The organism is Peribacillus sp. NPDC006672, from assembly GCF_050274955.1.
Lineage (GTDB): Bacteria > Bacillota > Bacilli > Bacillales > DSM-1321 > Peribacillus.
In genome coordinates this window covers 354,367-378,320 of record NZ_JBNNOR010000002.1, presented here as the reverse complement: position 1 = coordinate 378,320, position 23,954 = coordinate 354,367, and the positions used below count along the sequence as shown (strand labels likewise).

Genomic DNA, 23,954 nt, shown 5'->3' with positions numbered 1-23,954 from the left:
ATACCCATACTAACAATGAGGTGATAATAGTGAAACAAGAAATTCATCCGGATTATCGACAAGTAGTATTTATGGATACCAATAGTGGTTATAAATTTTTGACAGGTTCCACAAAAACGTCCAATGAAACGATCGAGTGGGAAGACGGCCAAACGTATCCATTGTTAAAAGTGGAGATCAGTTCAGATACCCACCCTTTTTATACGGGAAAGCAGAAGTTTGCTGAAAAAGGCGGACGGGTGGACCGCTTTTTGGATAAATACAATATGAAGAAATGAAAGTGAGGCCATCGAGAAATCGTTGGCCTTTATTGATTAATGGATGGAAGTGATGCAAGCAAGTGGGTGCCCATTATAAATGAGGCACCCATGCTTTAATCATTTTGCAGCAATGGCTTCCCCTTTAGCAATATTTACGAGGGCAGCATCGAAATCCTTGATTAAATCGTCCGGATTTTCAAGTCCGACAGAGAGGCGAAGCAAGCTGTTCGTGATGCCCCGCTTTTCCCTTTCATCAGCAGGCATGGCAGCATGGGACATTTTGGCCGGGTAGGATAAAATCGATTCGACCGCTCCAAGGCTTACGGCAAAGACAGGAAGCTCGACAGTTTTCACGAAAGAGCGGAAGACTTCTTCGCTTTCCAATTCAAATGATAGGACCGCCCCTGCACCAAGTGACTGGCCTTGCTGGATTGCGTGCTGTGGATGATCGGCCAGGCCAGGATAATAAACTTTTTTCACCAAGGGCTGCTCAATTAAGTAGGCGGCAATCTTTTCTGCCCCTTTTTGGGAGTGTTCCATTCTAACGGACAAGGTTTTCAGACCTCTCATTACAAGCCAGGCGTCCTGTACACCAAGAACCGCTCCAAAGGAGTTTTGGAGGGAACCGAGTCTTACTGCCAAATCCGGATCTTTCACTACGGCAAGTCCAGCTATCACATCACTATGGCCGGATAAAAATTTCGTCGCGCTATGAAGGACAACATCAGCGCCCAGATTCAGTGGTTTTTGTAATGCTGGGGTCAAGAATGTATTATCAACAAAACTTAAGGCACCGGCTTTTTTCGCGATATCACATACGTCTTTAATATCGGTCACTTTAAGTAATGGATTTGAAGGCGTTTCGATGTATATGGCTCTCGTATTTGGCTGAATGGCCGCTTTGACGCTTTCAAGGTCCGTCATGTCAACGAAAGTATGCTCAATATTGAAACGCGTCAAAACGCTTGTGACCATCCTGAACGTTCCGCCATACACATCTTCAGAAATGACGATATGGTCTCCGGCAGACAACAGCAGGAAAGCTGTTGAAATGGCTGCCATACCTGATGAAAAGGCAAAGCCGTGAGTACCTTCCTCAAGTTCGGCAATGATATCTTCCAGTGCTTCGCGAGTTGGATTCCCGCTTCTGCTGTAATCATATTTGCCGAATTGATCGATATCGGATTGATGGAAAGTGGATGCGTGCTGAATGGGGACGCTCACACCGCCTGTTGCAGGATCGAATTTATGTTGATTATGAAGTAATTTGGTTTCAAAGCTGAAATCATGAGTGGTCATCGTAGTGCCTCCCTTTTTACGTGTGCGAATGCTTGCTGTAAGTCCTGGATCAAATCGTCGCTGTCTTCAATGCCGACGGAGAAGCGCAGCAGGCGATTGCAAACCCCGTTCGCCATTCTGACTTCAAGCGGTATATCAGCATGTGTTTGTGTAGCAGGATAAGTGATGAAGCTTTCAACCCCTCCAAGGCTTTCTGCAAACGAAATTAATGAGAGTGATTGTAAAAATGGGTTGACCGCCGCTTCATCAATGATACGGAATGAAATCATGCCGCCTCTACCGGGATACAATACATCTGTCACACAATCATGTTCCGACAAGTAATCTACAAGTGTCTTGGCATTCTTTTCATGACGTTCCATCCGCAATGCCAGGGTTTTCATTCCGCGCATCAATAGCCAGGAATCAAAGGGGCTCAAGACAGCCCCCATGCCATTATGATGGAAGGCAAGTGCATCACATAATTCCGCGCCGCTAGCCACGATCAGTCCTGCGAGCACATCATTATGACCACCGAGATACTTGGTTGCGCTGTGGATCACAATATCCGCTCCAAGCAGGATGGGTTGTTGAATAAGAGGCGTGTAAAAAGTGTTATCAACGATTAACAATAAATTAAATCGTTTGGCCAATGCTGCAACGGCGCTAATATCCGTTTGCTGCATAAGAGGGTTAGTGGGAGTTTCGATGAAGATGGCTTTCGTGTGAGGAGTGATGGTTCTTTCAATATCCTCCAAACAACAAGTGTTCACATAGTCACACTTCAATCCCCATTTCTTAAACCCTTGTTCCAACAGACGATATGTACCGCCATAAAGATCTTCGCTGACAATCCATGCATCACCTGATTTAAATAAGGCCAGTATAGTAGAAATGGCTGCCATTCCTGAACTGCAGGCATACCCTTGGTCGCCTTTTTCCAGATCGGCGATGGATCGTTCCAATAGTTGGCGTGTAGGGTTACCTGTCCTTGTGTAATCGAATCCAGTCGATTGGCCGATTCCTTCATGGCGAAAAGCTGTTGAAAAGTATACCGGCGGATTGACTGTTCCTGTCGCCGTTTCACTGCGATTTCCTAATTGAGCAAGATATGTTTCAGTTTTGTACATAGTTTTCACTGCTCCTTTTTAGTTAAATAACATAAAAAAAAGTCTTCTTTAAGAAGAAGACTTTGATTAAATAGGGACGAGTCATTCTTCTTATCTTCCAAGTTCACAAACTTGTGGAATTAGCACCTTTTCATTGGTTTGAAACAAATGAAGGTTGCTGAGGTGTCATCGGGCCATTCCCTCTACCTCTCTCGATAAGAGTTTAGATTATTCAATTTCTTTTGAATTTACTATATATACAAAATACTGTCAAGAACATTTTGGATGGATAATGCTTTGATGTTCATGGATAGGGCAATTGGAGACTAGCGGTGTCAACACTTTATGTGCCTGAAAAGAATATCCGAAATTCGCCTGTGTCCAGGGGTAAACACGATGATCCTGTTGAATTAAATGGATTTTACAGTAAAAAGGGGGAGGCTTGGCCGGTTATTTTTGCATTAAAAAAATAAAGTTTGTACAATGTATAGAGAGAAAGAATAATATGACATTATTCATTTCATATACATATGGTCTTCGATGAATAGTGCAACCATAGGAGGAGAACACATGGAATACAGAATCGAACGAGATACGATGGGTGAAGTGAAAGTTCCTGCCGATAAATATTGGGGAGCACAAACCGAAAGAAGCCGTAACAATTTCAAAATCGGTAATGAAAAAATGCCGATTGAATTAGTTCGTGCATTTGCATACGTTAAACAAGCTGCGGCAAAGGTGAACTATAATCTTGGCGATCTTTCGGAAGTTAAAAAGAATGCCATCGTTAAGATTTGCGACGAAATCCTTGAAGGTACGCTTGATGAACATTTCCCACTTGTAGTTTGGCAAACGGGAAGCGGCACGCAAAGTAATATGAACGTGAATGAAGTGGTCGCTAACAAAGGGAATGAATGGTTAAAAGAAAATGGTGAATCCGAAACCCTTCACCCGAATGATGATGTTAACAAGGCACAAAGCTCCAATGATACTTTCCCGACCGCCATGCATATTGCAGCCTTTATGGAAGTCGCTGAAAAATTGGTTCCTGCCATCAAAGCACTTCGCGATACTTTCGATTCAAAAGAAAAAGAATTTTGGGATGTCGTGAAAATTGGCCGGACACATCTTCAAGATGCAACACCACTGACTTTAGGACAAGAAATTTCCGGTTGGAAAGCGATGCTCGATAAAGATCTCGCGATGATTCAGGAAAGCAGCCAAAAATTATTGAACCTGGCTCTAGGCGGAACGGCTGTAGGAACGGGAATCAATACAAAAAAAGAATTCCCAGGACTTTCGGCCAAACAAATTGCAGCGGATACAGGACATCCCTTCGTCACTTCGGATAATAAGTTCCATGCATTGACAAGCCATAACGAAATCGTTTACGCACACGGTGCGTTGAAAGCATTGGCAGCGGATTTAATGAAAATTGCGAACGATGTCAGATGGCTGGCAAGTGGCCCTAGAAGCGGAATCGGCGAAATTGCCATTCCTGAAAACGAGCCAGGCAGCTCCATCATGCCAGGTAAAGTCAATCCTACACAAAGTGAAGCGCTTACCATGATTGCGACACAAATCGTGGGTAACGATGCTACGATTGGCTTTGCAGCAAGCCAAGGTAACTTTGAACTGAATGTATTCAAACCAGTCATCATCTATAACTTCCTGCAAACGGTGAAATTATTGACGGAAGGCATTCACTCTTTCAACAGTAATTGTGCAGTTGGCATCACTGCAAATGAAGATAAAATCAAAGAAAATGTAGACCGTTCACTTATGTTGGTAACAGCATTGAACCCGCATATTGGTTATGAAAAAGCAGCCAAGATCGCCAAAACTGCATTCAAGGACAACTCTACGTTAAAAGAAGCGGCGTTGAAATTGGAGTTTCTGACGGAAGCTGAATTCAAAGCATGGGTCGATCCTGCTGACATGGTTAATAAATAATTGCATAGGAGTGCCCTCCCGCTGGTTTTAGGGAGGGTGTTTCCATATGTTAAAATAATGGAATCAACAAATACTGAGTTCATAAGTATCGGGAACAGGAGGAAAAACAATGTCTTTATGCCCGCTTTGCAACGGTCTAAGAAAAATTCATGTGAATTGCCCGGAATGCGGCAGTGATCTTGATGATAAAGGGAAATTTATGGATTACGCTGATGATTACAGTGCTTACATGGATATCGACATACTTAAAGAAAACGACGGATATCCTCAATCTCTTCAAAAAGGCCAATGCCCGCATCTCATGAAATGCTCTGAATGCGGTCATGATGAAGTGGTATTGGTCCAGGAATAAATCTATCCCTTATTTGAATAAACGAAAAAGACCCATTCATGAACGGGTCTTTTGGCGTTTAATTGGCAGGTAACTTCATGCTTTCCTGCATCTGTTCATCTTCTTCAACTAAAATGCGATGTTCAGTCCCTTTATCAAAAAAGTGTGCTTTATTCATGTCGAGGGCAAGTTCGATCTTTTCGCCTGCCTGGATAATATTCTTGGCATCGACCCGTGCGACGAAGTCCTGCCCGTCTAACGTGGAGTAGAGCATGATCTCCGCGCCCATGAGTTCGGCTACATCAATTTGGGTCGTGAGTTTAGTGTTAGAGGACTCCGTGAAGCTAGTTCCTTCATTATGGAAATCCTCCGGACGGATGCCAAGGATTATATCCTTTCCGATATATCCTTGATCACGCAGCATTTTCATCTTCAATTCAGGTATTTCAAGCGTTTGTTCGCCTATTTTAATTGTGCCTTCTTTTAATGTTCCGGTAAAGAAGTTCATGGCAGGCGATCCGATAAAACCGCCGACAAAGACGTTTATGGGTTTCTCGTATACGTCTTTTGGGGCACCGACCTGTTGGATGATTCCATCTTTCATTACTACAAGACGTGTCGCCATGGTCATTGCCTCTGTTTGGTCATGCGTGACATATATCGTCGTGGTGTCGAGCCGTTTATGTAGTTTAGCGATTTCTGCACGCATTTGAACCCGTAGCTTTGCATCGAGATTGGATAATGGCTCATCCATCAAGAAAACTTTTGCATCCCTTACAATTGCCCGGCCAAGTGCGACACGCTGGCGCTGACCGCCTGAAAGGGCTTTAGGTTTCCTGTTTAGCAGTTCTTCAAGTCCGAGAATCCTTGCCGCTTCATTGACCCTTTGCTTGATTTCCGCTTTAGGTGTTTTCCTGAGCTTCAATCCAAATGCCATATTGTCATAGACGGACATATGGGGATATAAGGCATAGTTCTGGAAAACCATCGCAATATCACGATCTTTAGGAGGGACATCATTGACTCGCTTGCCGTCTATATATAAATCCCCTTGGGAAATGTCTTCAAGTCCGGCGATCATCCTTAAAGTCGTCGATTTGCCGCAACCTGAAGGTCCCACAAAAACTATGAATTCCTTATCGGCAACACGAAGGTTGAAATCTTTAACAGCCGTCACCTTTTTATCATAAATCTTGAATATATGATCTAATACTAACTCTGCCATGAAAAATCCCCCTTTTAAACTCCTGATTACTTGTACTAATTAACTATAGTCTAAGCTATCAGTTTAGAAAAAAGTATGGGCACATTGCACAAAAAAGGATGATATTCCCTGTTTGGAAATTAATCAATAAGTAAAAAAATCAAGTACGCAGTAAGGGCATGACGGAAGTTTCTAATATCGAGACCAGTTCTTTCTGAGAATTTATCGATTCGGTATTGTAAGCTGTTCCGATGTATATAAAGCTGTTTGGCGGCATATGTAGCATTGGAGTTACATTCGATATACGTTTTAATCGTTTTGATAAGTTCAGTATCCTGCTTGGTATTGCCGAGAATCTCATTGATATACCACTTAGCATTCGTAACGGATGGGTCATTAATTAATGAGTGAGGAATGATGTCTGCCAAATCAGCTACCTTTAGATCCGGCAGATGCACTTGTGCCAAATCAAAACATTTTTTCTCCTGATTCCTATGATGATGTAGGTCTTGATTTACTGGGTGAAAGCGCCCGGTGAACATTCGGGTCTTTACAAAAAAGTCACTTTCAAGCGTGGAAGAAATGGCGATTAGTTCTTTATTTGATAAAGATTCATCCTTGTCCGTTTCAATTAAGATTCCTGCCGTTTCATTTTCCCAGACAATGGCTGCGTCAGATGGAACGAAAGCGAGGAAGGCGTCTTCAAAATCGGAGTGGGAATAATCAGCATGAGTCAGCTTGAAATGAATGAATCGAACATTCTCCCAGCTTGTTAAAGGCAATGGTGCATTCGGTTCGGATAAAAAAGTTTTCCATGATGAGTCTGGAAACGTATTGAGGTTATTTTGGTTTATGGAAGGAACAAAAAGCAGTTCCAATAAACGGATTTCATCAGCTGTGATTTCTGAACGGGGAATGCCAAGCATACTTATTGAGTCTTCGAACCAAACATAGTCAGTAAAATCATCAGTATCCTTTTTATTGGTAAGAGCGTTCGGGAATTTTTGTTTGAGACTTTCAAGCATCGTTTCCACCTTCTTTCTCCCTTTCCATATCATTATAGCGAAAAAGAATAAAGTTCAAAAGAATAGGATGTTGCCAGTTTTTCCGAGAAGGAAAATTCATGGTTCAAAAAGAGAGTTTAAAGAAAAGTTGCAAGTATTATTAATTTTAGGAAAGGGTATTGCGTATGCTTAATGGAATATCGTGAAAGAGGAGGAGATCTTATGAACATTTTAATATTGGGCGGTACACGGTTTTTAGGCCGATATTTAGCAAAAGCTGCGATAGTGAAGGGGCATGATGTCACACTTTTTAATCGTGGAAGCGATCCTTATGTTTTTCCCGAAATAGAACAGTTAAGAGGGGACCGCGACGGGGATCTGGAAATGTTGAAAGGAAGACAGTGGGATGCAGTCATAGACACATCGGGCTTTATCCCTCGAACTGTATCGAAATCTTGCAGATTGCTTAATCAAGTTAAACATTATACATATATTTCAAGCATCTCAGTTTATAGTGATCCAACCGAACCAGGTATTGATGAAAATGGAGAGGTCCATACACTAAATGAAGATAAAGCAGAAGAAATCACCCTTGGAACTGCTGGACCGATATACGGTGAATATTATGGCCCGTTAAAATCATTAAGCGAAAAAGCAGCTGAAAAAGAACTGCCGGGGAAAGTCTTGTCAATTCGTGCCGGGCAAATAGTAGGTCCATATGATTACACTGACCGATTGCCGTACTGGCTTAAAAGAATAGCGGAAGGGGGAGAAGTTTTATCCCCTGGACGCCCTGGACGTCCAATCCAGGTTATCGATGCAAGGGACCTGGCTCAATGGGTCATACAATTGATAGAAAAAAATATGACAGGTATATATAATGCCGTTGGACCAGATTACACACTAACTATGGGTAAATTACTTGAAGGCTGCAAAAAGGTAACAAGAAGTGATGCTGATTTTACCTGGGTATCTGAAAAGTTTTTAAATGACAATAAAGTAGAGCCGTGGGGAGAGATGCCTTTATGGATACCAGAAGAGTTCCCTTTACCGGGAGCTAAGGAACCTTTGAATGGGTTTTTGGCTGTCGATAACAATAAAGCAATCAATAATGGACTAACATTCCGTCCCCTTTCAGAAACTCTCGAAGATATTTGGGATTGGGAAAAGAATCGACCAGAATCTGCTGATAGAAAAGCTGGTATCCAGAGACAACTTGAAAGAGATCTCCTTAGATTATGGAAAAAGACAGTGGGATGAACCTTCTTTTATTATACTGAAGTATTGACGGCATTTTATGTTTGCTTGGCGAAAAGGATGGTTTAAACAAACAATTTGAAGGAATTGAAAAAAGCGATGGGGGTATGAAAACCCATCGCTTTTTTAGTCCATGGATGTGCTTCCATGGGCTGTAAGGATTTCAAGGTTTATCATGGCAGATGTCACTTTTTCCTCGTTAATACCAGGGAAAAGAAGATGGATGCCTTCGCCTTCTTTAGCAGAGAGGGCTGCAATCTGTTGAATTTCCACCCTATGCTCAACCGTCAGACCAATATCAATCAATGTCATCGGCAGTTTAAGCACCTGGTAAAGTGGCAGTAATTGTTTGATTTCCGAGAATTTCCCTTCTAACATAAGCTGGACTAAAATACCATATGCCACTTTTTCTCCATGAAGTAAATGATGTGTTTGCGTGATGGAAGTCATGCCATTATGAATGGAGTGGGCACCGGCAATGCGCAGGTACTGGTCACCAAATCCGCCAACTAGACCACTGGTGATGATGTTCGTTTCAATGACACGCTGCAGGGAGTCTGTCCATTTACCCTTTTTCAAATCCGCTAGGGCTTCCTCGCCATATGTCAATAAAACTTCCTGGCACTGCTTTGCGGCTATATGTGCCAATTCAATACAAACGGATTTGGTGGCAAGTTTTTCGACCAGTGCATTGCCTTCATACCATTTCGCCAATGTATCACCAATTCCGGCCCGTAAATATTCAATAGGGGATTCCAGTAGAATTCCTGGTTCGATAAATAACATCCAAGCACTTTTTTCATGAATATCATAGCGGATATATGAACCATTATCATCATAAATGACACTTAACGGTGTCCAGGCAGCGCAGGTGGAAGCCAGGGTTGGAATGAGAATGATTTCCTTTTGAAGTGAGTTTCCGGCCGATTTGGTGAGATCGAGCAGCTTACCGCCGCCAATGCCGATTAATGCATCCACACCTTATTCACGAGCTGATTTCCTGACGCGTTCAATTTCCGGGTCACTGCATTCCCCGTCGTATGTGAAAAAGGTCGTCTCGATATTTTTGAAAGTGGGGAAAAATGGTTCAGCAGCTTTCCATGATTTTCTTCCATGAATAACGAGCACTTTACGAATGTTCACTTTACTCAGTTTTGCTTCCAGTGTTTCAAGGACATTAGCTTTACAGGCATAATAGGCGGGGCCGCTGCGGACTTCCAGTAGGGTATTCATATTCGTTCTCCTTATTGTTAAGGCCTGTTCGCCGAAAAGGGGAAGCAGGCCTCGTTATTTGATCACTTCATCCAATCTGGTTTTCCGAATCCAACAAATTTGCCATCGATCACTTTTTCAAACTTGTCGGATTCCACTACTGATTTAATATCCTTGGCAAATTGAGCGTCTACATCTTTTGTATTCACTGCAACAACGTTTCGATACATGTCTGGCATGTTTTCTAAAACAAGGGCATCCTGAAGTTCCATTTTCGCAGCAAGAGCGAAGTTCCCAGGGACCGCTGATAGGTCAACACTGTCTGTTGCCCGAGGCAATTGAGCGGATTCCAATGGCTTGAATTGGATCTTTTTTGGATTTTTCGTTACATCCTTTTCAGATATTTTTAAAGGGTCGACATCTGGATCGACTTCAATCAACTCTTCATCCACCAGCACTTTAAGTGCACGAGCGAGGTTAACCGGATCATTGGGCACTGCAAGGGATGAACCTTCTTTAATTTCCTTCAGCGATTTATATTTGTTCGAATATATGCCCATTGGTGCTGTTGGAACTATGATAAGGTCGGAAAGCTTTAAATCATTTTCTTTAGCGAAGTTATCCATATACACTTTATGCTGGAATAGGTTGGCGTCGATCGAGTTGTTACCAAGCGACTTATTCGGCTGAATATAGTCGGTGAATTCTACGATCTCTATTTTGTATCCGAGATCTTCCAGACCTGGCTTGATTGCCTCTTTAACCATATCGGCGTAGGGTCCGGTAGTCGCCCCGATCTTCAACTCTTTTATGTCTTCAGTTTTTGGGGATGTGTCATCGCTTCCGCAAGCTGCCAAGCCAAGGGCAAGTGTGCAGATAGATAATAAAGAAGCTATTTTCTTCATATGAAATTCCTCCTGAAATGAAATATATTGAATCATTGAAAAAATGACTGATTCTATCGTTTGTTAACTATGTATGAGGCTTTGTCACCAAGCATTTGAATGATTTGCACAAGGCAGATCAATACAACAATCGTCGTGATCATGACTGTATTGTCATAACGGTAATATCCGTACCGGATGGCCAGGTCGCCAATTCCCCCTCCGCCGATTGTCCCTGCCATTGCTGAGTAACCGATAAGTGAAATGGTCGTTAATGTCAGCCCTTGAATGATTCCTGGTTTTGCCTCTGGAAGAAGTACATCCTTAATGATCATCCATGGGGTGGCACCCACGGCAATTGCAGCTTCAATCACTCCTTTGTCTATTTCACGTAATGCCGATTCAACGATCCTGGCAAAAAAAGGTATGGCGGATACGGACAGGGAAACAGAAGCTGCTCTTGGGCCTATCGTCGATCCAGTAAGCAAATCCGTTAGAGGAAGGAGGGCGACCAAGAGAATGATGAACGGAATTGAACGTACAATATTGACAGCAAAACCGAGGGATCGATTCACAAGACTATTTTCAAAGAATAAATTCCTGGTTGTCGTAAACAGCAATACTCCTAGCGGTAAACCGATTAGAAGGGCTACAGCAAGTGAAACTCCGACCATATAAATCGTTTCAAGAAAGGCTTTATTAAGATCAGGTAAAATATTGACGATGGAATCAAGCAGTGACATGTTTTAACACCTCCACAGAACTGGAACGATTCATTATATATTCCACTGCCGAATGAATTTCAGCGGCATCACCAATTAACTCAATGATCAAGATGCCTAAAGGGACATCCTGGATATACTCGATTTTACCGTGCAAGATATTACCCTTTACAGAATGGGTTTGGATAGTATCAGAGAGAATCGATTCTCCGGCGGTTTGCCCTTCGAATTGAATTTTAATAATCGTTCCTTTACTTCCTTCAATCAAATGCGAGGGAAGTTCGAAATCCAGTACACTGCTAATGAATTGCTTGGTTAACTCTTGCTTAGGCTGTGAAAATATTTCATAAACGGGACCTTCTTCAATTACCCGTCCATCCTGCATGACGGCGACTCGGTGGCATAGTTCTTTGACCACTTCCATTTCATGTGTAATCAACACGATGGTAATTCCAAGCTCCCTGCTTATCCTTTTTAATAACTGTAAGATCGCTTTTGTAGTTGTTGGATCAAGGGCTGAAGTCGCTTCATCACATAATAGTACAGAGGGATTATTTGCTAAGGCACGAGCAATGCCGACCCGTTGCTTCTGCCCACCGCTAAGCTGTGCCGGATAGACATCTTTTTTATCATTGAGCCCTACGATTTCCAACAATTCCAATACACGTAACCTGATGGCGTCCTTCGATTGATGCGCGGCCTTCAAGGCGAAAGCGACATTTTCATATACCGTTTTTGAACTGATCAGTGAAAAGTGTTGAAATATCATTCCGATCTTTTGACGATGTTTACGAAGCTCTTTACTCGATAAATAGGTTAAATCAATACCGTCAATGATGATATTTCCACCTGTCGGTCGTTCAAGCAAATTCAAGCAGCGGAGTAATGAGCTTTTTCCAGCTCCACTGTGGCCGACAATTCCATACACTTCGCCTGTTTGAATGGTCAAAGATACGTTATCCACTCCGATAACTCGGTTTTTCTTCAAGATGTATTCCTTTCTGACTGAACGGATTTCAATCATGAACATTCCCCCTTAAACATTAAAAACTGCCTCTATCATTCAGAAAGAGGCAGCGAAATTATATCTCGTCTTATCTTTCAGAATGCAATCATTCTGCAGGAAGTGGCACCGTTCCCGATTGGGGCGGTTGCCGGACATCGCAGGGCCTGATCCCTCCGTCACTCTTGATAAGTAAATTATTATTTTAGAATATTTCGAGTTTTGTATATACTCTATATTATTTGTAAAATCCTGCATTGTCAATCGTTACTATGTTTTTGAAATGATTTTTGTTCCGTGCTTTCGTTAAAAACCATTCCTCTAAAAAATGGGGCTATGAGGCAATTATCAAGTCTTTCCATCCAGGTTAATTATTCCATTATTTCCTTGTAAAAAGGGTAAAGAGATAATACATTTATTATAACCATGTGAAAAAAGGCAGATTAAACTACTTTTTCCGATAATGAGGAGGAAATGCATGATAGAGATCAAGACAGTAAATGATGTGGTTTGTGTGCACGGGACTCCTAGCGGCAAGTCGGGGATGAGTGTCTATGTTTTTTTAACGGATGGTCTATTGATAGATACTGGCGCACAGATATTATTGGAAGGGCTTGTTCCATTCTATGAGTCCTCAGACTTCGATTTAGTGGCGCTGACACACTATCATGAGGACCATACGGGGGGCGCAGCCTGGATAATGGAACATAAAAAGGTTCCGATATTCATTCATCCGATGTCGGTCGATGCTTGTGCGAAGGATGCTGAATATCCTGAGTACCGCAAAAAATTTTGGGGAAAGAGAGACGCCTTTAAGGCTGAGCCGCTAGGGAAGGCCGTTCATTCCCGCACCCAAAAGTGGGAGCCGATTTTTACTCCTGGTCATGCGAAGGACCATATGGTGTATTTGAATCATAGTAATGGCATGCTCTTTTCCGGAGATCTTTTCGTAACACCAAAAACAAAGCTTGTCTTACGGGAAGAGTCTGTCCCGATCATCATCGATTCCATAAAAAGATTACTCCAATATGATTTTGGGGAAGTTTTTTGCTGTCATGCCGGGCATGTTCCAGATGGAAAGGAAATGTTCAGAAAAAAACTGGATTATTTGGAAAACCTCCGTGGTGAAATTTTGCGTTTACATCATCAAGGACTGACCGTTCATGAGATCCAGCAACTCGTTTTACCGAATCGATATCCCCTTATCGAGATATCTGAGCATGAATGGGATTCGGAGCATATCATTACATCGATACTAAAAGGAAATGTTTTGAGTGCAAGGGAGAATGAATGAAAAAGGGAGAATTTTCTATTGAAAGTAAATGTGTTTGGGTGATTTGCACTCACGATAGCCCTCTTTATTTGTTGTTGAGTACTTTAAAATCTCGCCCGATGAGCAGAGATAACAATCAAAATATTCATCGTAAACATAGTCATGTTTGCAGAAGAGTCCTTTTTTTGTTCGAGGACGTGTATACGGTAAAGCCGGTGTTATTTTGACACGTGCGAATGATAAAGGGTAATCGCTTCCATTTAACTCATGGGAAAGTGCAGGAGTTAAAGATTGGGTCTTCATAATTTTCTAAAAAAGACTTAATGCGCAAACGGAAATTGTGTGACTATAGGCACTTTGAAAAGGAATTAGATGATTATATTTATTACTATAACCACAAACGAATGAAGGTAAAATTAAAAGACCTAGTCCAATAGAATACCGAACTCAGGTCTTAGAAGCTGCTTAAACTATATGTCTTGGGTCAGATCACTTTTGCCTATAGTCTTTTTTAACTTGAGGTGATGACGATGTTTAAAATGTAGGGGTGTAATAGTAATAGCTAAAGGAAAAGAGTTTATTTCGTATTTTCCTTTTTGTCCTTATGTATTCCTCTATTAAAAACTTAGTCGGATTTTCTACCTGACCTATAGAATTGTTTATTCACTCTTTGAACTCCGATTGGTTCAGGGCCCTCTAAAAGAGAGCCCCTACCGGGTTTATTTATTGATATTGGGATCTGTTTCATCATAAAAATCATGTGCTTCCTCGATGTTTTGAAGGTTAGCGACTTCATACACATTTCCGCCTGCCATTCCTTCATTGATGATACGGTCGATATCCAGGAAAACCGAGTCCTTGCCATCATATTCGGTATCCTTCAAAAATGTCATTTTTTCTTTATCCAAAATAAATCCCTCCAGCCTTTTCTTTAGTTTAGGCAAAGGAGAGTTTTTTATACTGTTCAGGGGTTTCAAATTAAAAGGGGGGATAGGGTTCATTCATATACATGATAGACCATTAAGTCATGTATCATGCTTTTTAGTTTGGTTTCTTCTGTTTCAGAAGGTGGGTTGGCTGTCCACTCGATGGATCCATCTTTATGATATAAGGCTTGAACTGCCTGCTTGTTGAAATAAAAAGAAATTTTCCATCCTGGCAAATTCTTATGCAGTGGTGACCATTGAAAATGAGTGATCATATGTATAACCTCCATATATGCTGTCTCTCATTTCATTATAATGGAAAACGGCAGCTGGAGGTGTTATTTTATTTTCTGGTTGGAAAAAGTTAATTCAATGAAAAGGTTTTTTAAATGCAAAAGCCTGTTGACTTCAATTTCCTCTTCGTCGAACTGCATGGGCTTTGAGTTCACTTCGTAAATGAAGAGCGAACCTGTTTCATCTTCCCCAATATCAATGGAAAACTCACCGAGAAAACCGATTTTTTTAGAAAGAATCTCTCCGCATTTTTGAGCGATATTCGCTAATTTTAGATTCAAGCTTCTTGATTGCAGGTTTTGATAAGGGAAAAGCTTACCCCCTTGTGGAGTGTGGGTAGTGATTTCTTGAGTTTGTGACATCCTTACTGCTTTGCCGGTCACTTTATAAAAACCTTTTTCATAATGGACGAGAATCCGGTAATCGTAACGATGTCCAAGAAGTTTTTTTGGGTTGATCGCCTGTTGGGCAAGGTAGCTTCTTTTTAATAAATCCTTTTTTTTTGTTTCCCAGAATGAAGCGAAATCAGGGAAGAATTCACTATGCTTCAGGCTATTGAACAAAAGCGTATCATCATGATTTTTGATGATAGTATAAATGCCCCTCCCTTGGCTTCCTTTGCAGGGTTTAAGGTATATATGCCTGTGGGTTTCCAGAAAAGCATCCAGGCAATCGCTGTTCCTTAGAATCATGGTGGGTGGAAGGTGATTGGTGAGGGATTCCTCTTCCATTAATGCTTCGAACATTACATATTTATCCAAAAAACAAGGGTTGAATAAGTTCATTCTATATTCTTTAAGGTGAGTGATGAGACGTTGGAATTCCTCTGACGCCTCATAGCCCCTCGAGGGGATACGGTTATAGACGATGTCTGGGAGCGGCATCTTACACTCAATCCACTTGTTAGAAATGGAGGAAAAAACATACCCTCTCAACGTCTCGGAATGAAGGGCATTTCCTGTGAATGCAAAAGTCAGAATCCCGTGTTTCAATAAAAATGATGATAGGTCCCGAAAAAGGGTCAAGTTTCCTCCCAAACCTGATTCCTTTTTGGGATTGGAAGTAGTCAAAATTCCGACGACAAGCATCCGGTTACCTGGAAATACTGTGATTGGTATTAGGGGTTGATTCAAATGGTCCTTTTTATAGTTGATTTCCTCTTCGGCAGTTCCGGCGAAAAGTTCCGCATTCTCTTCGGTGTGGTACCAGTTTTCAGAGGGGATATCGTAAAAAATGTTCATCGCTGTACACTGATTGAATTTGAAATGGTCTGTTCCGTAAGATAAATGGCATAATCAAGGCTTAGCTTTCTGGTTAGCAATTCGAAATCCTTGAGCTTTGGATGGGAAAAGATAGAACGTCCTGGTTTGGAATTGGCTTCAAACATCCACACCTGCCCTTTTTTATCCAATCCAAAATCAAAACCTATTTCTGCAATGATGCCGTCCAAGTGCTTTTCCATACTTTCACTTAAAACCAGTGCAGCCTCCGATAGCTTTCGTTCGACTTCTTTTGCCTCATCGTCATCTCCAAAAAGTTCGGCAACCGTTTTGATGACACCCCCGCTTTTAATATGGGTCGTGACGCTGCCGGCACCGGCTATTTTTGCAGCGATCGCGGTTACCTGCCATATTCCATTACTGTCCTTGTTCGTATGGACCCGGAAATCCACAGGGCGTTTTTCAGATCGAATTAATGGGACGCCCTGCTGTACGATAAGATTCTCAAGCGGTCGGTCGTGAAAGATATGTTTAACGATGGATTCCAATGTGGAAAATTTTTGCAATTTATTTTCTTTTGCCTCATTTTTATAGCGGCAATAGTAAACATCTTCATGCTTATCATAAAGAATTTGATGAATGCCTAGTCCGAGACTGCCGTGAATGGGTTTAATATAAACTTGGCGGTAATGGGAAAGAAGGGTTTCCACCACGGATATGGATTGAAATGGATAAGTTTCCGGTAAATAAGGCAGTGCCCGCTCATCCGCACATAACCTTTCATTTACGTCCCATTTATTGAAAAAACCTGGATTATACCATGGAATGGTATATTCTTTTTGAAATTTATGCTTCACTTCTTTTGGTCCATCGCGGTTTTCCGTCAAACGATTGGGGAGACGGTCATAGATGACATTTGGAAAAGGAAATTCACCAATGTACCAGTTATCGTTCTCAAACACATAACCTTTGATTGTCTCCTCATCCCAATTGATTACATTCTCTCCAAAAACAAAGGGGATACAGCCTGTTGTCCGGCTCAGTGAAAGGAGCTTTGCAAAAAAATCCGATCTCTCCCCTAATGGTTTGTTGGAAATGCCAGTGAAGCCTGAAGAAAAAATTCCGACAAGCGGACCGATATGGATGCTCTTGCCGTATATGAATAAATGAAGAGGAATATCGGTCTGATCGAATATTAGCGATTCCGCAAGACTTTCCGATAGGACGATTGATTGGTTGATGGCCGGGTTTTGTTTAACGATGGCAGGACATGAATGCCGCCCGAAATAAATTAATTCAATCTCTGCCAAATCTCCAAGCTCTGAAGGGTAGAATAGAACATTGCCAGGGATAGCGGCAATTTCGGCAGGATAAGTCTTTCTCACTTTCTATTCACCTGCTTTCTGAAGATGATCGGCTAAATACCGGCTATATTGAAATGGTGCGCGATGAATATCCTTCATGGCCTCCGGCTGAATTGCCTGAATGATTTTCCTGCCGGGTTTCGAGTTGATGTCCATTATCCATATTTGCCCTTTTTTATCGATGCCTAGATCAATTCCCAACTCGAATAACCTTTCAAAGACGGCTTCGGTTTCTCTAGGCAGGGTGCGAAGGATATGCTGAATCTTTTGTTCGACAGCAATTGAAATCGTTTCCGGGTTTTTTTTGATGAAAGTATCCAATGAAATGGCTTCCCCGCCCGTAGCGAGATTTGATGTAATTCCGTCTATTTGTCCAGTGCGAATTCCGCGGCCCCGTTCCATCCATTGATTCTTCTCGTTTTTTTGAAGTAAAATCCGTAAATCGAATGGCTCGTTTTTTTCGTTGCAAAGATCCAAATATGGCTGGCAAAGGTAACGGTATCGATTTAATAAATGATTCAGCCATTTGTTCAGCTGAGATGTGGAGGTGAATTGGCGATCGTATTTGGTCCCTTTTTTTGTCATGGATACCAAAGTTCCGTCTTCGGTTTTTGAAAGAAGATAGATTCCTGTACCGCCTGAACCGAATTCAGGTTTAATAATCACCTTATCCAGGCGTTCCAAATGATCGGTAATATCTTTAGGTGTCGTCACTTGAAAGGTCTCTGGGAAAAATGCCTGTAGAAGTGGATGATTTTTTAGGGTTTGGTAAACTTCCCATTTACCAGGAAGTCCAAGCCCTAAGAAATTCGAGTTATCTTTTAACCAATTGATTTTATCTCGCGTTTCCGTTGACTCACGGGATAATCCATGAAAACAGCGGTCATATACAAAATCAGGTAAATCAAAGGACGTTGGAATCCATGTTTCATTCTCGGCATCAAAACGCTCGCCCCGCACTTTTTTTAGATCACTATCAATATTTTCCGGTGTGAATTTACAAACTTTCATATTAAATGATTTAGCGGTTTTGGCTATTTCGGTGAAGTAATTGTTTTCATGTGAATCCGACGTGGTCATTAATCCTATTAACACGTGCTAGCAACTCCTTTTATGGATGGTTTTCGCGGTTAAGGACAAGCATGAAATCTATGATGGATTTTACTGATGGACGAAAGATTTCATAGTTGCCTTGAAATTTTTTCGATGGTTTCGAATTCACTTCGATGATCCATGGGTGTGTATCGGTATCCAGTGCTAAATCTATTCCGAGCTCGCCGAATGAATCATCATGGTTTTCGACCAAGGCCTGGGCTGTGTTTTTAGCCAGCCGTACGAGCTTTTGATATATGCGGCTGGCGTCCTGAAGGTCAAATGCTTCCCTTAGGAAATCTGGCCCGTTTTTCATTAATCCGCCTTGAGCAAGATTGGAAACGATAGTGCCTGGGTCTCCAATCCGGGCAACCATTGATGAAACTTTCCATTGAAGCTGATCATTCCTGTGAAGGAGCACGCGAAAATCAACTTTTCTCTGATCAGTTTCGAAAAGGGAAATCCCCTTTTGAAGGATGAAGGCTTGTTTTCTGGAAAATCTTTTTAAGGCGTTATACAACTTTTCATCCGTATCTGCAAAATGCACATCCCGGTGATGTCCGGAGTGCTCGATCTTCCATTTTTCAGCTACTTTCGTTAACCTGCAAATATTCCTGCCTTGACTGCCAGATGCCGGTTTGAAGTAGATTACCGAATGCTTTTCTATAAAAGTCAAAAAGGACTCCTTTTCGTTAAAAAGTATCGTATCAGGCAAATTTGGCAGCAAATCATTTTCTGAGTTCAATAGCTCATGTACATCATATTTGGAAAGGAACCTTCCATTGAACATCGGTATCGACCGTGCCTCCAGTTCATTTTTGAACAGCTCGAAAGAATGCGACGCCTCAAGTTTGCGCGAATGAATCCGGTTATAAAAGACATCAGGAATGGGGAGGGTCAAGGAGTGCCAGCCATCTTGCCCTGTCTGATATCCTTCCACTACTCCATCTTTAAGAGACTGAAGTTTTACTAAATAGAAGGGGATGCCCTGTTGATTACAGTATGATTTCATTTCCTGATAAAATTTTTCCATTTCGCCGAATGTCCCGTCTTGCAAAGGAGTCTGGTTCATGAGTGCAGCAAAGAATGGGCCTATTTTAATTGACCTTCCTTCCTTATGAAATGAGACGGAAATTGGATCTGGAAAAGCAGGTAAGGATAAAATCTGGTTCATGTCAAATGAAAGTTTCAATGTAGGCTCTGATGAAGGGAATGGTTGGACAAGTACAGGGACGGAACGGCATCCAGCCATGATCGTAACGGGTTCTCCAAATTGAAGGCCCCATTCCTCAAATAGTTTTTCTTCGATAAACAGAAGCGCCTTTTTTCTAGTCACTGCAGGGTTTACCGTAATGAAAACATTCTGATGGTTAAGGTTCATAATAATTCCCCGTTTGCACTAAGTTTGATATCCTTTTATAATTAAATGATGGGCAAAAGTGGATAACACATTCTATGTTTTTTTTATCAGAAGGTGTCATTAAGCCCATATTTCAAGCAATAAAAGGAGAAATTTTCATGGATGAGTTTTGGATAAAGATACTGTTTATGGTCGTCATAGGTGCTGTAATAGGAGGTTTCACCAATTTATTGGCTATCCGAATGCTATTCAGACCTTATAAACCAATCTATATTTTCGGGAAACAGCTGCCGTTGACACCAGGGTTGATCCCGAAGCGGCAGGATGAGTTAGCGAAACAGTTGGGTAAGTTGGTGGTTGATCATTTAATCACGCCAGAGAGCATTCAAAGTAAAGTCATCAATGATGCCTCTATACAGAATATGAAAATTTTCGTTCAGGCAGAAGTAAAGAAAGCATTGTCCACGGAAAAAAGTACTGCTCAATTGCTTGATCAATTGGGGATGAAGAATTCTTCATTCACGATAGAACAGAGAATACAAGCATTCATTCTTGGTAAATATGAAACATGGACGGAAGAGAACCGGAGCAAAAGCTTGAAGGATATCGTCCCGCCCCAGATTCAGCAAAAAGCCCTTGACTCTATTCCTGATATGTCACGATTCATCGTAAAAAAGGGAAAAGAATATTTTAACAGTGAAGAAGGAAAAGGCCGTCTTGAAGACATGTTGGATGATTTCTTCAAGGAACGGGGCAAGCTGATCAATTTAATACAGATGTTCATTGGAAACGAAAAGTTAATTGATAAGATACAGCCGGAAATCATTAAATTCTTTGAACAATCCCGAACGATTGATATATTGTCAGGGATGATGATGAAAGAGTTGGGAAATCTGGAGAAATGGGATGTAGAGAAAATCGAGGGATTGATCGGTAAAGAAACGATTAGACAATTTATTACCGAAAAAACGGCAGAAATGATGCCAGTCTCTTCTATCATGAATAAGCCGGTTCGAGAATTGACAGCCAGTTTCTCGAACACCATTGTTGAAAAGGGTGTCCCGATTTTCGTGGAAAAAGGTGCCGAGTATTTAATCAATCATTTTCAGCCGCTTTTCCAAAAACTTCACTTGGACGATATCGTGGAAGAACAGGTTTCGTCATTTTCAGTGTCTCGGCTTGAGGAAATGGTCGTATCCATCACTAAGAGAGAATTGTCCATGATCACATACCTTGGGGCTTTACTTGGTGGAATCATCGGTTTATTTCAAGGTTTCGTAACTGTTTTAATAGGATGACGTGTAATTCTCAAGCGGATTTGTTATAGTGGAAAAGATGTAGGAATACAATGATTACAGGGAGGGAAAATAAATGAATAACGTATATGATGCAGCGTACGAAATGGAAAAGGCGATTAGGGCAAGTAATGAATATGCCGACTTGCAACGCTTATATGATCTTGTCAATTCTGATGAAGCAACAAAAGGAATGTTTGAAAACTTCCGCAATCTGCAGATGTCATTGCAGCAAAAACAAATGATGGGGCAGGAGATCGCTCCAGAAGAAGTTGAGCAAGCACAAAAGACGGTACAGCTTGTCCAACAAAACCCAACTATTTCACAATTAATGGAAGCTGAACAACGCATGAGCATGGTGATCGCAGACCTCAATAAAATTATCATGAAGCCGCTTGAAGATTTATATGGCTTGCCTGAGCAACAGCAATAAGCAGTTGGAGACTCCCTTCTATAATGGTTGGGAGTTTTTTTGTTCCCAGAATGTACCGTATGCAAAGGTCATGAACTACTATTTGTTCTACTCTCTAAATTTTAGTCATAAATTTGAAAGAGGATACTACAGATGGGGGAGATCAGCATGGTATATCGTCTACTTGCGGTCAATATCGACGGGACATTGCTCCAGTCGAATGGCCGTTTAAATAAATCGACTAAAGAAGCAATCGATTATGTACACCAAAAAGGTGTCCATGTTGCACTTGTAACGTCAAGAAACTATCATTCAGCAAAAAAAGTGGCCAAAGCCCTAAAAATAAATCCGATGATCGTTGCTCAGCAAGGAGCTTTTGTAGGGGCTTCCATTGAAAAGCCCATTATGGTAAAAAGAATTTCAGAAGAACTGACTGCAGAACTTGTGCAAATGCTTGAAAAGGCCACGTGCCAAATTTTGCTCGTCCATGAAAAATACTCGCTGGGAAATCGGGTGAACCTCCCGGAGAATTTACTTGGCAAAACGGTTATGTATCTGAATGATCAAAATATTTATGCTCAAAATTATGTGGATGATATCAGTGAAGAGCTTATTGACCAGCCGATGGCCCCGACGAAAATGGATATAATATTTTCAGAAAAAAGCGATCAAAATGATATGCTGAAATTAATTAAGGAAATGTTCCCTGAGGTAGATGCAATCTTGCATCCAGGAAATAAGCTGACAATTGTTCCAAAGGGTGTTTCGAAATGGAGTGGTGTATTGTATTTAGCTGATCATTTAGGGGTGAAAAGAACGGAAATCGTCTCGATTGGAGATGGATTGGATGATATGGAGATGATTGCCTGTTCTGGTCTAGGTGTTGCCATGGGAAACGCGGATGAGGAAGTTAGGAAAGTGGCAAAATGGGTGACGCGCTCCAATGATCAAGATGGTGTCGCCTATATGCTAAGGGAATTTTTCCGGAAACAGCATCCAATCGATTTTCTGCAGAAGATGAATATGCTTAAGTGAATGTCGGGTCCTTCATTTAGAAGGGACACCATTCACATAATGCCGCTTTATAAATAATTCTAAGCATCTTTCCATAAACTAAAGGAAATCAGTAATGGAAAGGAAGAATTCAATGGGTGTAATCAACGCGAAAGAGGTTCAAGTCGGTGACGAGGTGTTTGTGATATATAATAATCCCCATGTTCCTACCGTTTCGAATATAAGGGCAGCGGAAATTGTCCCGCATCCTAAAAATCCAAATGCAGTTGCCTTGTTCCTGAACGATACATTTCATACGATTGAGGATGATGATGCTTTGTTCACTTCGGAAGCCGCAGCGGAAAAAGCATACAGTGATTATATGGATAACCAGGGCCAGATGACTTGAGAAGACGGTCCGAAGAGAAAATCAAAAAGGAGTCCTCGCCTTAGCGGGGGCTCCTTTTTATTCTTAACTTATAGAGAGATCACGAAAGCATTGCATGGATATGACCTTTATGATAGGTTTCATGAAAAAGTCCAAGAGTGCCATATAAGCCATACGATGAAACGACAGGGCTAGTGCATTTAGCAAATAATCAGATGCTTGTTCTTTTAAAAAACTGCCACTCAATTTTCAAGAAAAACAGAGTGACAGTTTATGCTTTAATCAGTTAGTAGATTGAATGAAAAGTTTCATTGCATGAATTTGTCCAATGTGATTGGCTTCGTGCAGGACTACGAAATTAATGAATTCCCCCACTGTTTCCATTCCGTTGAAAGGCTGTGCTGTTTTTTCTGTCAATCGTTCTTCCGGTATTTCAAGAAGTCGATCAAGTTGTTCGTGCAGCTGTTGTTTTAATACGTCAACTGTTGGTACGTCCCCGGCCCATTCCGCAGGTTTTGAACCATATCCGAATAGTTGGCTGTAATTCGCTGGCAATTCACTGTTGGATTTCAATAAAAAATTTTCGGCTACAGTAAGAACATGTCCAAGGTGCCAATGGATTGTATTATTAAAACCTTCAGGCTGCACATCCATAAACTCCGGATTGAATCCCTCGATTTCTTTTAAAAGATTGCCGCGCATAACCGTTAGCTGATTTTTCACATAATTCATTTTGCATTCCCCTTTCAATCTTTTTTTAAAAGACTATCTCATGAAATTATAGCAAGGATATTTCTATATTATCAAACTTTAGACATGTCTTTTCAAAAGGGTTTGGAAGGAAGGGGCCACAATGATGTTGACGACACAGGCATACAAAACGATGGGTGAGCCTGCAATGCAGGAAACCGAGCTGATTTTGATGGAAAAAGGCTGATAGGATCACTTGCCTCTGAGTCCTTCATATGTGATGGGCTCTGTACTCTTATTGGAAGGATATAGTTGATACATGAAGTGGATGGGAAATCATTACAGAGATCGATGAAATGCTTTCCTCGTTTAAGCAGCGTGGCAGGGTACCATTTACATTATCATATTGGTGTGGGTATTTGTTTAGGCA

The 23,954-nt window shown here is 41.4% G+C and carries 25 protein-coding genes, 3 pseudogenes and 2 riboswitches; of the genes and pseudogenes, 11 read left to right on the top strand and 17 right to left on the bottom strand.

What is annotated here, in order from left to right:
* The first annotated feature begins 29 nt into the window (after positions 1–29).
* On the top strand, positions 30–278 hold the full coding sequence (locus ACQKKK_RS05230) for a type B 50S ribosomal protein L31 (RefSeq protein ID WP_061461980.1): 249 nt from the start codon (positions 30–32) through the stop codon (positions 276–278).
* 99 nt (positions 279–377) lie between these two features.
* Here the strand turns inward: ACQKKK_RS05230 and metC are convergent, their stop codons facing one another.
* Positions 378–1,559 (bottom strand): cystathionine beta-lyase, encoded by a 1,182-nt coding sequence (gene metC, locus ACQKKK_RS05225; RefSeq protein WP_427614567.1) that lies wholly within the window; start codon positions 1,557–1,559, stop codon positions 378–380.
* Positions 1,556–2,668 carry a methionine biosynthesis PLP-dependent protein gene (locus tag ACQKKK_RS05220; protein ID WP_427614565.1) on the bottom strand — a complete coding sequence of 371 codons (1,113 nt, stop codon included), beginning with the start codon at positions 2,666–2,668 and terminating at the stop codon, positions 1,556–1,558. The genes metC and ACQKKK_RS05220 overlap by 4 nt, the downstream gene beginning before the upstream one ends.
* A gap of 87 nt (positions 2,669–2,755) precedes the next feature.
* Positions 2,756–2,869: riboswitch (SAM riboswitch) on the bottom strand.
* Positions 2,870–3,217: 348 nt separating this feature from the next.
* Between ACQKKK_RS05220 and fumC the strand changes: the two genes are divergently transcribed.
* Together fumC and ACQKKK_RS05210 are read left to right on the top strand one after the other, a co-directional pair.
* On the top strand, positions 3,218–4,600 hold the full coding sequence (gene fumC / locus ACQKKK_RS05215) for a class II fumarate hydratase (protein WP_427614564.1): 1,383 nt from the start codon (positions 3,218–3,220) through the stop codon (positions 4,598–4,600).
* Positions 4,601–4,709: 109 nt separating this feature from the next.
* A complete protein-coding gene (locus ACQKKK_RS05210; RefSeq protein ID WP_063232298.1) occupies positions 4,710–4,952 on the top strand; it encodes a hypothetical protein in 243 nt (80 codons plus the stop codon).
* A gap of 58 nt (positions 4,953–5,010) precedes the next feature.
* Here the strand turns inward: ACQKKK_RS05210 and ACQKKK_RS05205 are convergent, their stop codons facing one another.
* A complete protein-coding gene (locus ACQKKK_RS05205) occupies positions 5,011–6,156 on the bottom strand; it encodes an ABC transporter ATP-binding protein (protein WP_427614562.1) in 1,146 nt (381 codons plus the stop codon).
* A 119-nt stretch (positions 6,157–6,275) separates the two neighbouring features.
* Complete coding sequence (locus ACQKKK_RS05200; RefSeq protein WP_427614560.1) at positions 6,276–7,160, bottom strand: PucR family transcriptional regulator; 885 nt, start codon at positions 7,158–7,160, stop codon at positions 6,276–6,278.
* Positions 7,161–7,361: 201 nt separating this feature from the next.
* On the opposite strand from ACQKKK_RS05200, the gene ACQKKK_RS05195 reads away from it, so the two are divergent.
* Positions 7,362–8,399 carry an NAD-dependent epimerase/dehydratase family protein gene (locus tag ACQKKK_RS05195; RefSeq protein ID WP_427614558.1) on the top strand — a complete coding sequence of 346 codons (1,038 nt, stop codon included), beginning with the start codon at positions 7,362–7,364 and terminating at the stop codon, positions 8,397–8,399.
* Positions 8,400–8,522: 123 nt separating this feature from the next.
* On the opposite strand, the gene ACQKKK_RS05190 is transcribed toward ACQKKK_RS05195, so the two are convergent.
* From ACQKKK_RS05190 to ACQKKK_RS05170, 5 genes are all read right to left on the bottom strand, one after another.
* Positions 8,523–9,374, bottom strand: a complete 852-nt coding sequence (locus ACQKKK_RS05190) for an iron-containing alcohol dehydrogenase family protein (RefSeq protein WP_427614557.1) — start codon at positions 9,372–9,374, stop codon at positions 8,523–8,525.
* A 3-nt stretch (positions 9,375–9,377) separates the two neighbouring features.
* On the bottom strand, positions 9,378–9,629 hold the full coding sequence (locus ACQKKK_RS05185; RefSeq protein ID WP_427614555.1) for a hypothetical protein: 252 nt from the start codon (positions 9,627–9,629) through the stop codon (positions 9,378–9,380).
* Positions 9,630–9,691: 62 nt separating this feature from the next.
* Entirely contained in the window at positions 9,692–10,513 is an 822-nt protein-coding gene (locus ACQKKK_RS05180) for a MetQ/NlpA family ABC transporter substrate-binding protein (protein WP_427614553.1), read from the bottom strand.
* 53 nt (positions 10,514–10,566) lie between these two features.
* Positions 10,567–11,235: a methionine ABC transporter permease gene (locus ACQKKK_RS05175; RefSeq protein WP_427614551.1), complete on the bottom strand. Its 669-nt coding sequence runs from the start codon at positions 11,233–11,235 to the stop codon at positions 10,567–10,569.
* A complete protein-coding gene (locus ACQKKK_RS05170; protein ID WP_427614549.1) occupies positions 11,222–12,238 on the bottom strand; it encodes a methionine ABC transporter ATP-binding protein in 1,017 nt (338 codons plus the stop codon). Before ACQKKK_RS05170 ends, ACQKKK_RS05175 begins: the two co-directional genes overlap by 14 nt.
* Positions 12,239–12,305: 67 nt before the next feature.
* Positions 12,306–12,412, bottom strand: a riboswitch (SAM riboswitch).
* Between the two features lie 283 nt (positions 12,413–12,695).
* On the opposite strand from ACQKKK_RS05170, the gene ACQKKK_RS05165 reads away from it, so the two are divergent.
* The gene (locus ACQKKK_RS05165; RefSeq protein WP_427614547.1) at positions 12,696–13,511 is read left to right on the top strand and encodes an MBL fold metallo-hydrolase; all 816 of its coding nucleotides are present in this window, start codon (positions 12,696–12,698) and stop codon (positions 13,509–13,511) included.
* Positions 13,512–13,550: 39 nt separating this feature from the next.
* On the opposite strand, the pseudogene ACQKKK_RS05160 reads toward ACQKKK_RS05165, so the two are convergent.
* Positions 13,551–13,715: pseudogene (locus tag ACQKKK_RS05160) on the bottom strand (IS5/IS1182 family transposase); the annotation flags it as partial.
* 98 nt (positions 13,716–13,813) lie between these two features.
* Between ACQKKK_RS05160 and ACQKKK_RS05155 the strand changes: the two are divergent.
* A pseudogene (locus tag ACQKKK_RS05155) lies at positions 13,814–13,864 on the top strand (hypothetical protein); the annotation flags it as partial.
* A gap of 3 nt (positions 13,865–13,867) precedes the next feature.
* A pseudogene (locus tag ACQKKK_RS05150) lies at positions 13,868–13,959 on the top strand (IS3 family transposase); the annotation flags it as partial.
* Positions 13,960–14,209: 250 nt separating this feature from the next.
* Here the strand turns inward: ACQKKK_RS05150 and ACQKKK_RS05145 are convergent.
* The 6 genes from ACQKKK_RS05145 to ACQKKK_RS05120 form a co-directional block, all read right to left on the bottom strand.
* A complete protein-coding gene (locus tag ACQKKK_RS05145; RefSeq protein WP_061461991.1) occupies positions 14,210–14,398 on the bottom strand; it encodes a hypothetical protein in 189 nt (62 codons plus the stop codon).
* Positions 14,399–14,487: 89 nt separating this feature from the next.
* On the bottom strand, positions 14,488–14,691 hold the full coding sequence (locus tag ACQKKK_RS05140; protein ID WP_125161128.1) for a YheE family protein: 204 nt from the start codon (positions 14,689–14,691) through the stop codon (positions 14,488–14,490).
* A 63-nt stretch (positions 14,692–14,754) separates the two neighbouring features.
* The gene (locus tag ACQKKK_RS05135; RefSeq protein WP_427614546.1) at positions 14,755–15,951 is read right to left on the bottom strand and encodes a YheC/YheD family protein; all 1,197 of its coding nucleotides are present in this window, start codon (positions 15,949–15,951) and stop codon (positions 14,755–14,757) included.
* A complete protein-coding gene (locus ACQKKK_RS05130) occupies positions 15,948–17,315 on the bottom strand; it encodes a YheC/YheD family protein (protein WP_427614545.1) in 1,368 nt (455 codons plus the stop codon). Before ACQKKK_RS05130 ends, ACQKKK_RS05135 begins: the two co-directional genes overlap by 4 nt.
* 3 nt (positions 17,316–17,318) lie before the next feature.
* A complete protein-coding gene (locus ACQKKK_RS05125) occupies positions 17,319–18,389 on the bottom strand; it encodes a YheC/YheD family protein (RefSeq protein ID WP_427614544.1) in 1,071 nt (356 codons plus the stop codon).
* 16 nt (positions 18,390–18,405) lie between these two features.
* Positions 18,406–19,767 (bottom strand): YheC/YheD family protein, encoded by a 1,362-nt coding sequence (locus tag ACQKKK_RS05120; protein WP_427614542.1) that lies wholly within the window; start codon positions 19,765–19,767, stop codon positions 18,406–18,408.
* A gap of 137 nt (positions 19,768–19,904) precedes the next feature.
* On the opposite strand from ACQKKK_RS05120, the gene ACQKKK_RS05115 reads away from it, so the two are divergent.
* From ACQKKK_RS05115 to ACQKKK_RS05100, 4 genes are all read left to right on the top strand, one after another.
* Positions 19,905–21,044, top strand: coding sequence for a DUF445 domain-containing protein (locus ACQKKK_RS05115; protein WP_427614540.1), 1,140 nt, complete (start codon positions 19,905–19,907; stop codon positions 21,042–21,044).
* 73 nt (positions 21,045–21,117) lie between these two features.
* Positions 21,118–21,474 carry a YlbF family regulator gene (locus tag ACQKKK_RS05110; protein ID WP_061461998.1) on the top strand — a complete coding sequence of 119 codons (357 nt, stop codon included), beginning with the start codon at positions 21,118–21,120 and terminating at the stop codon, positions 21,472–21,474.
* 147 nt (positions 21,475–21,621) lie between these two features.
* A complete protein-coding gene (locus ACQKKK_RS05105) occupies positions 21,622–22,488 on the top strand; it encodes a Cof-type HAD-IIB family hydrolase (RefSeq protein ID WP_427614538.1) in 867 nt (288 codons plus the stop codon).
* 112 nt (positions 22,489–22,600) lie between these two features.
* Positions 22,601–22,855: a transcriptional regulator SplA domain-containing protein gene (locus ACQKKK_RS05100; protein ID WP_427614536.1), complete on the top strand. Its 255-nt coding sequence runs from the start codon at positions 22,601–22,603 to the stop codon at positions 22,853–22,855.
* A 261-nt stretch (positions 22,856–23,116) separates the two neighbouring features.
* On the opposite strand, the gene ACQKKK_RS05095 is transcribed toward ACQKKK_RS05100, so the two are convergent.
* On the bottom strand, positions 23,117–23,566 hold the full coding sequence (locus ACQKKK_RS05095) for a DinB family protein (protein WP_427614535.1): 450 nt from the start codon (positions 23,564–23,566) through the stop codon (positions 23,117–23,119).
* Positions 23,567–23,954 lie beyond the last annotated feature (388 nt).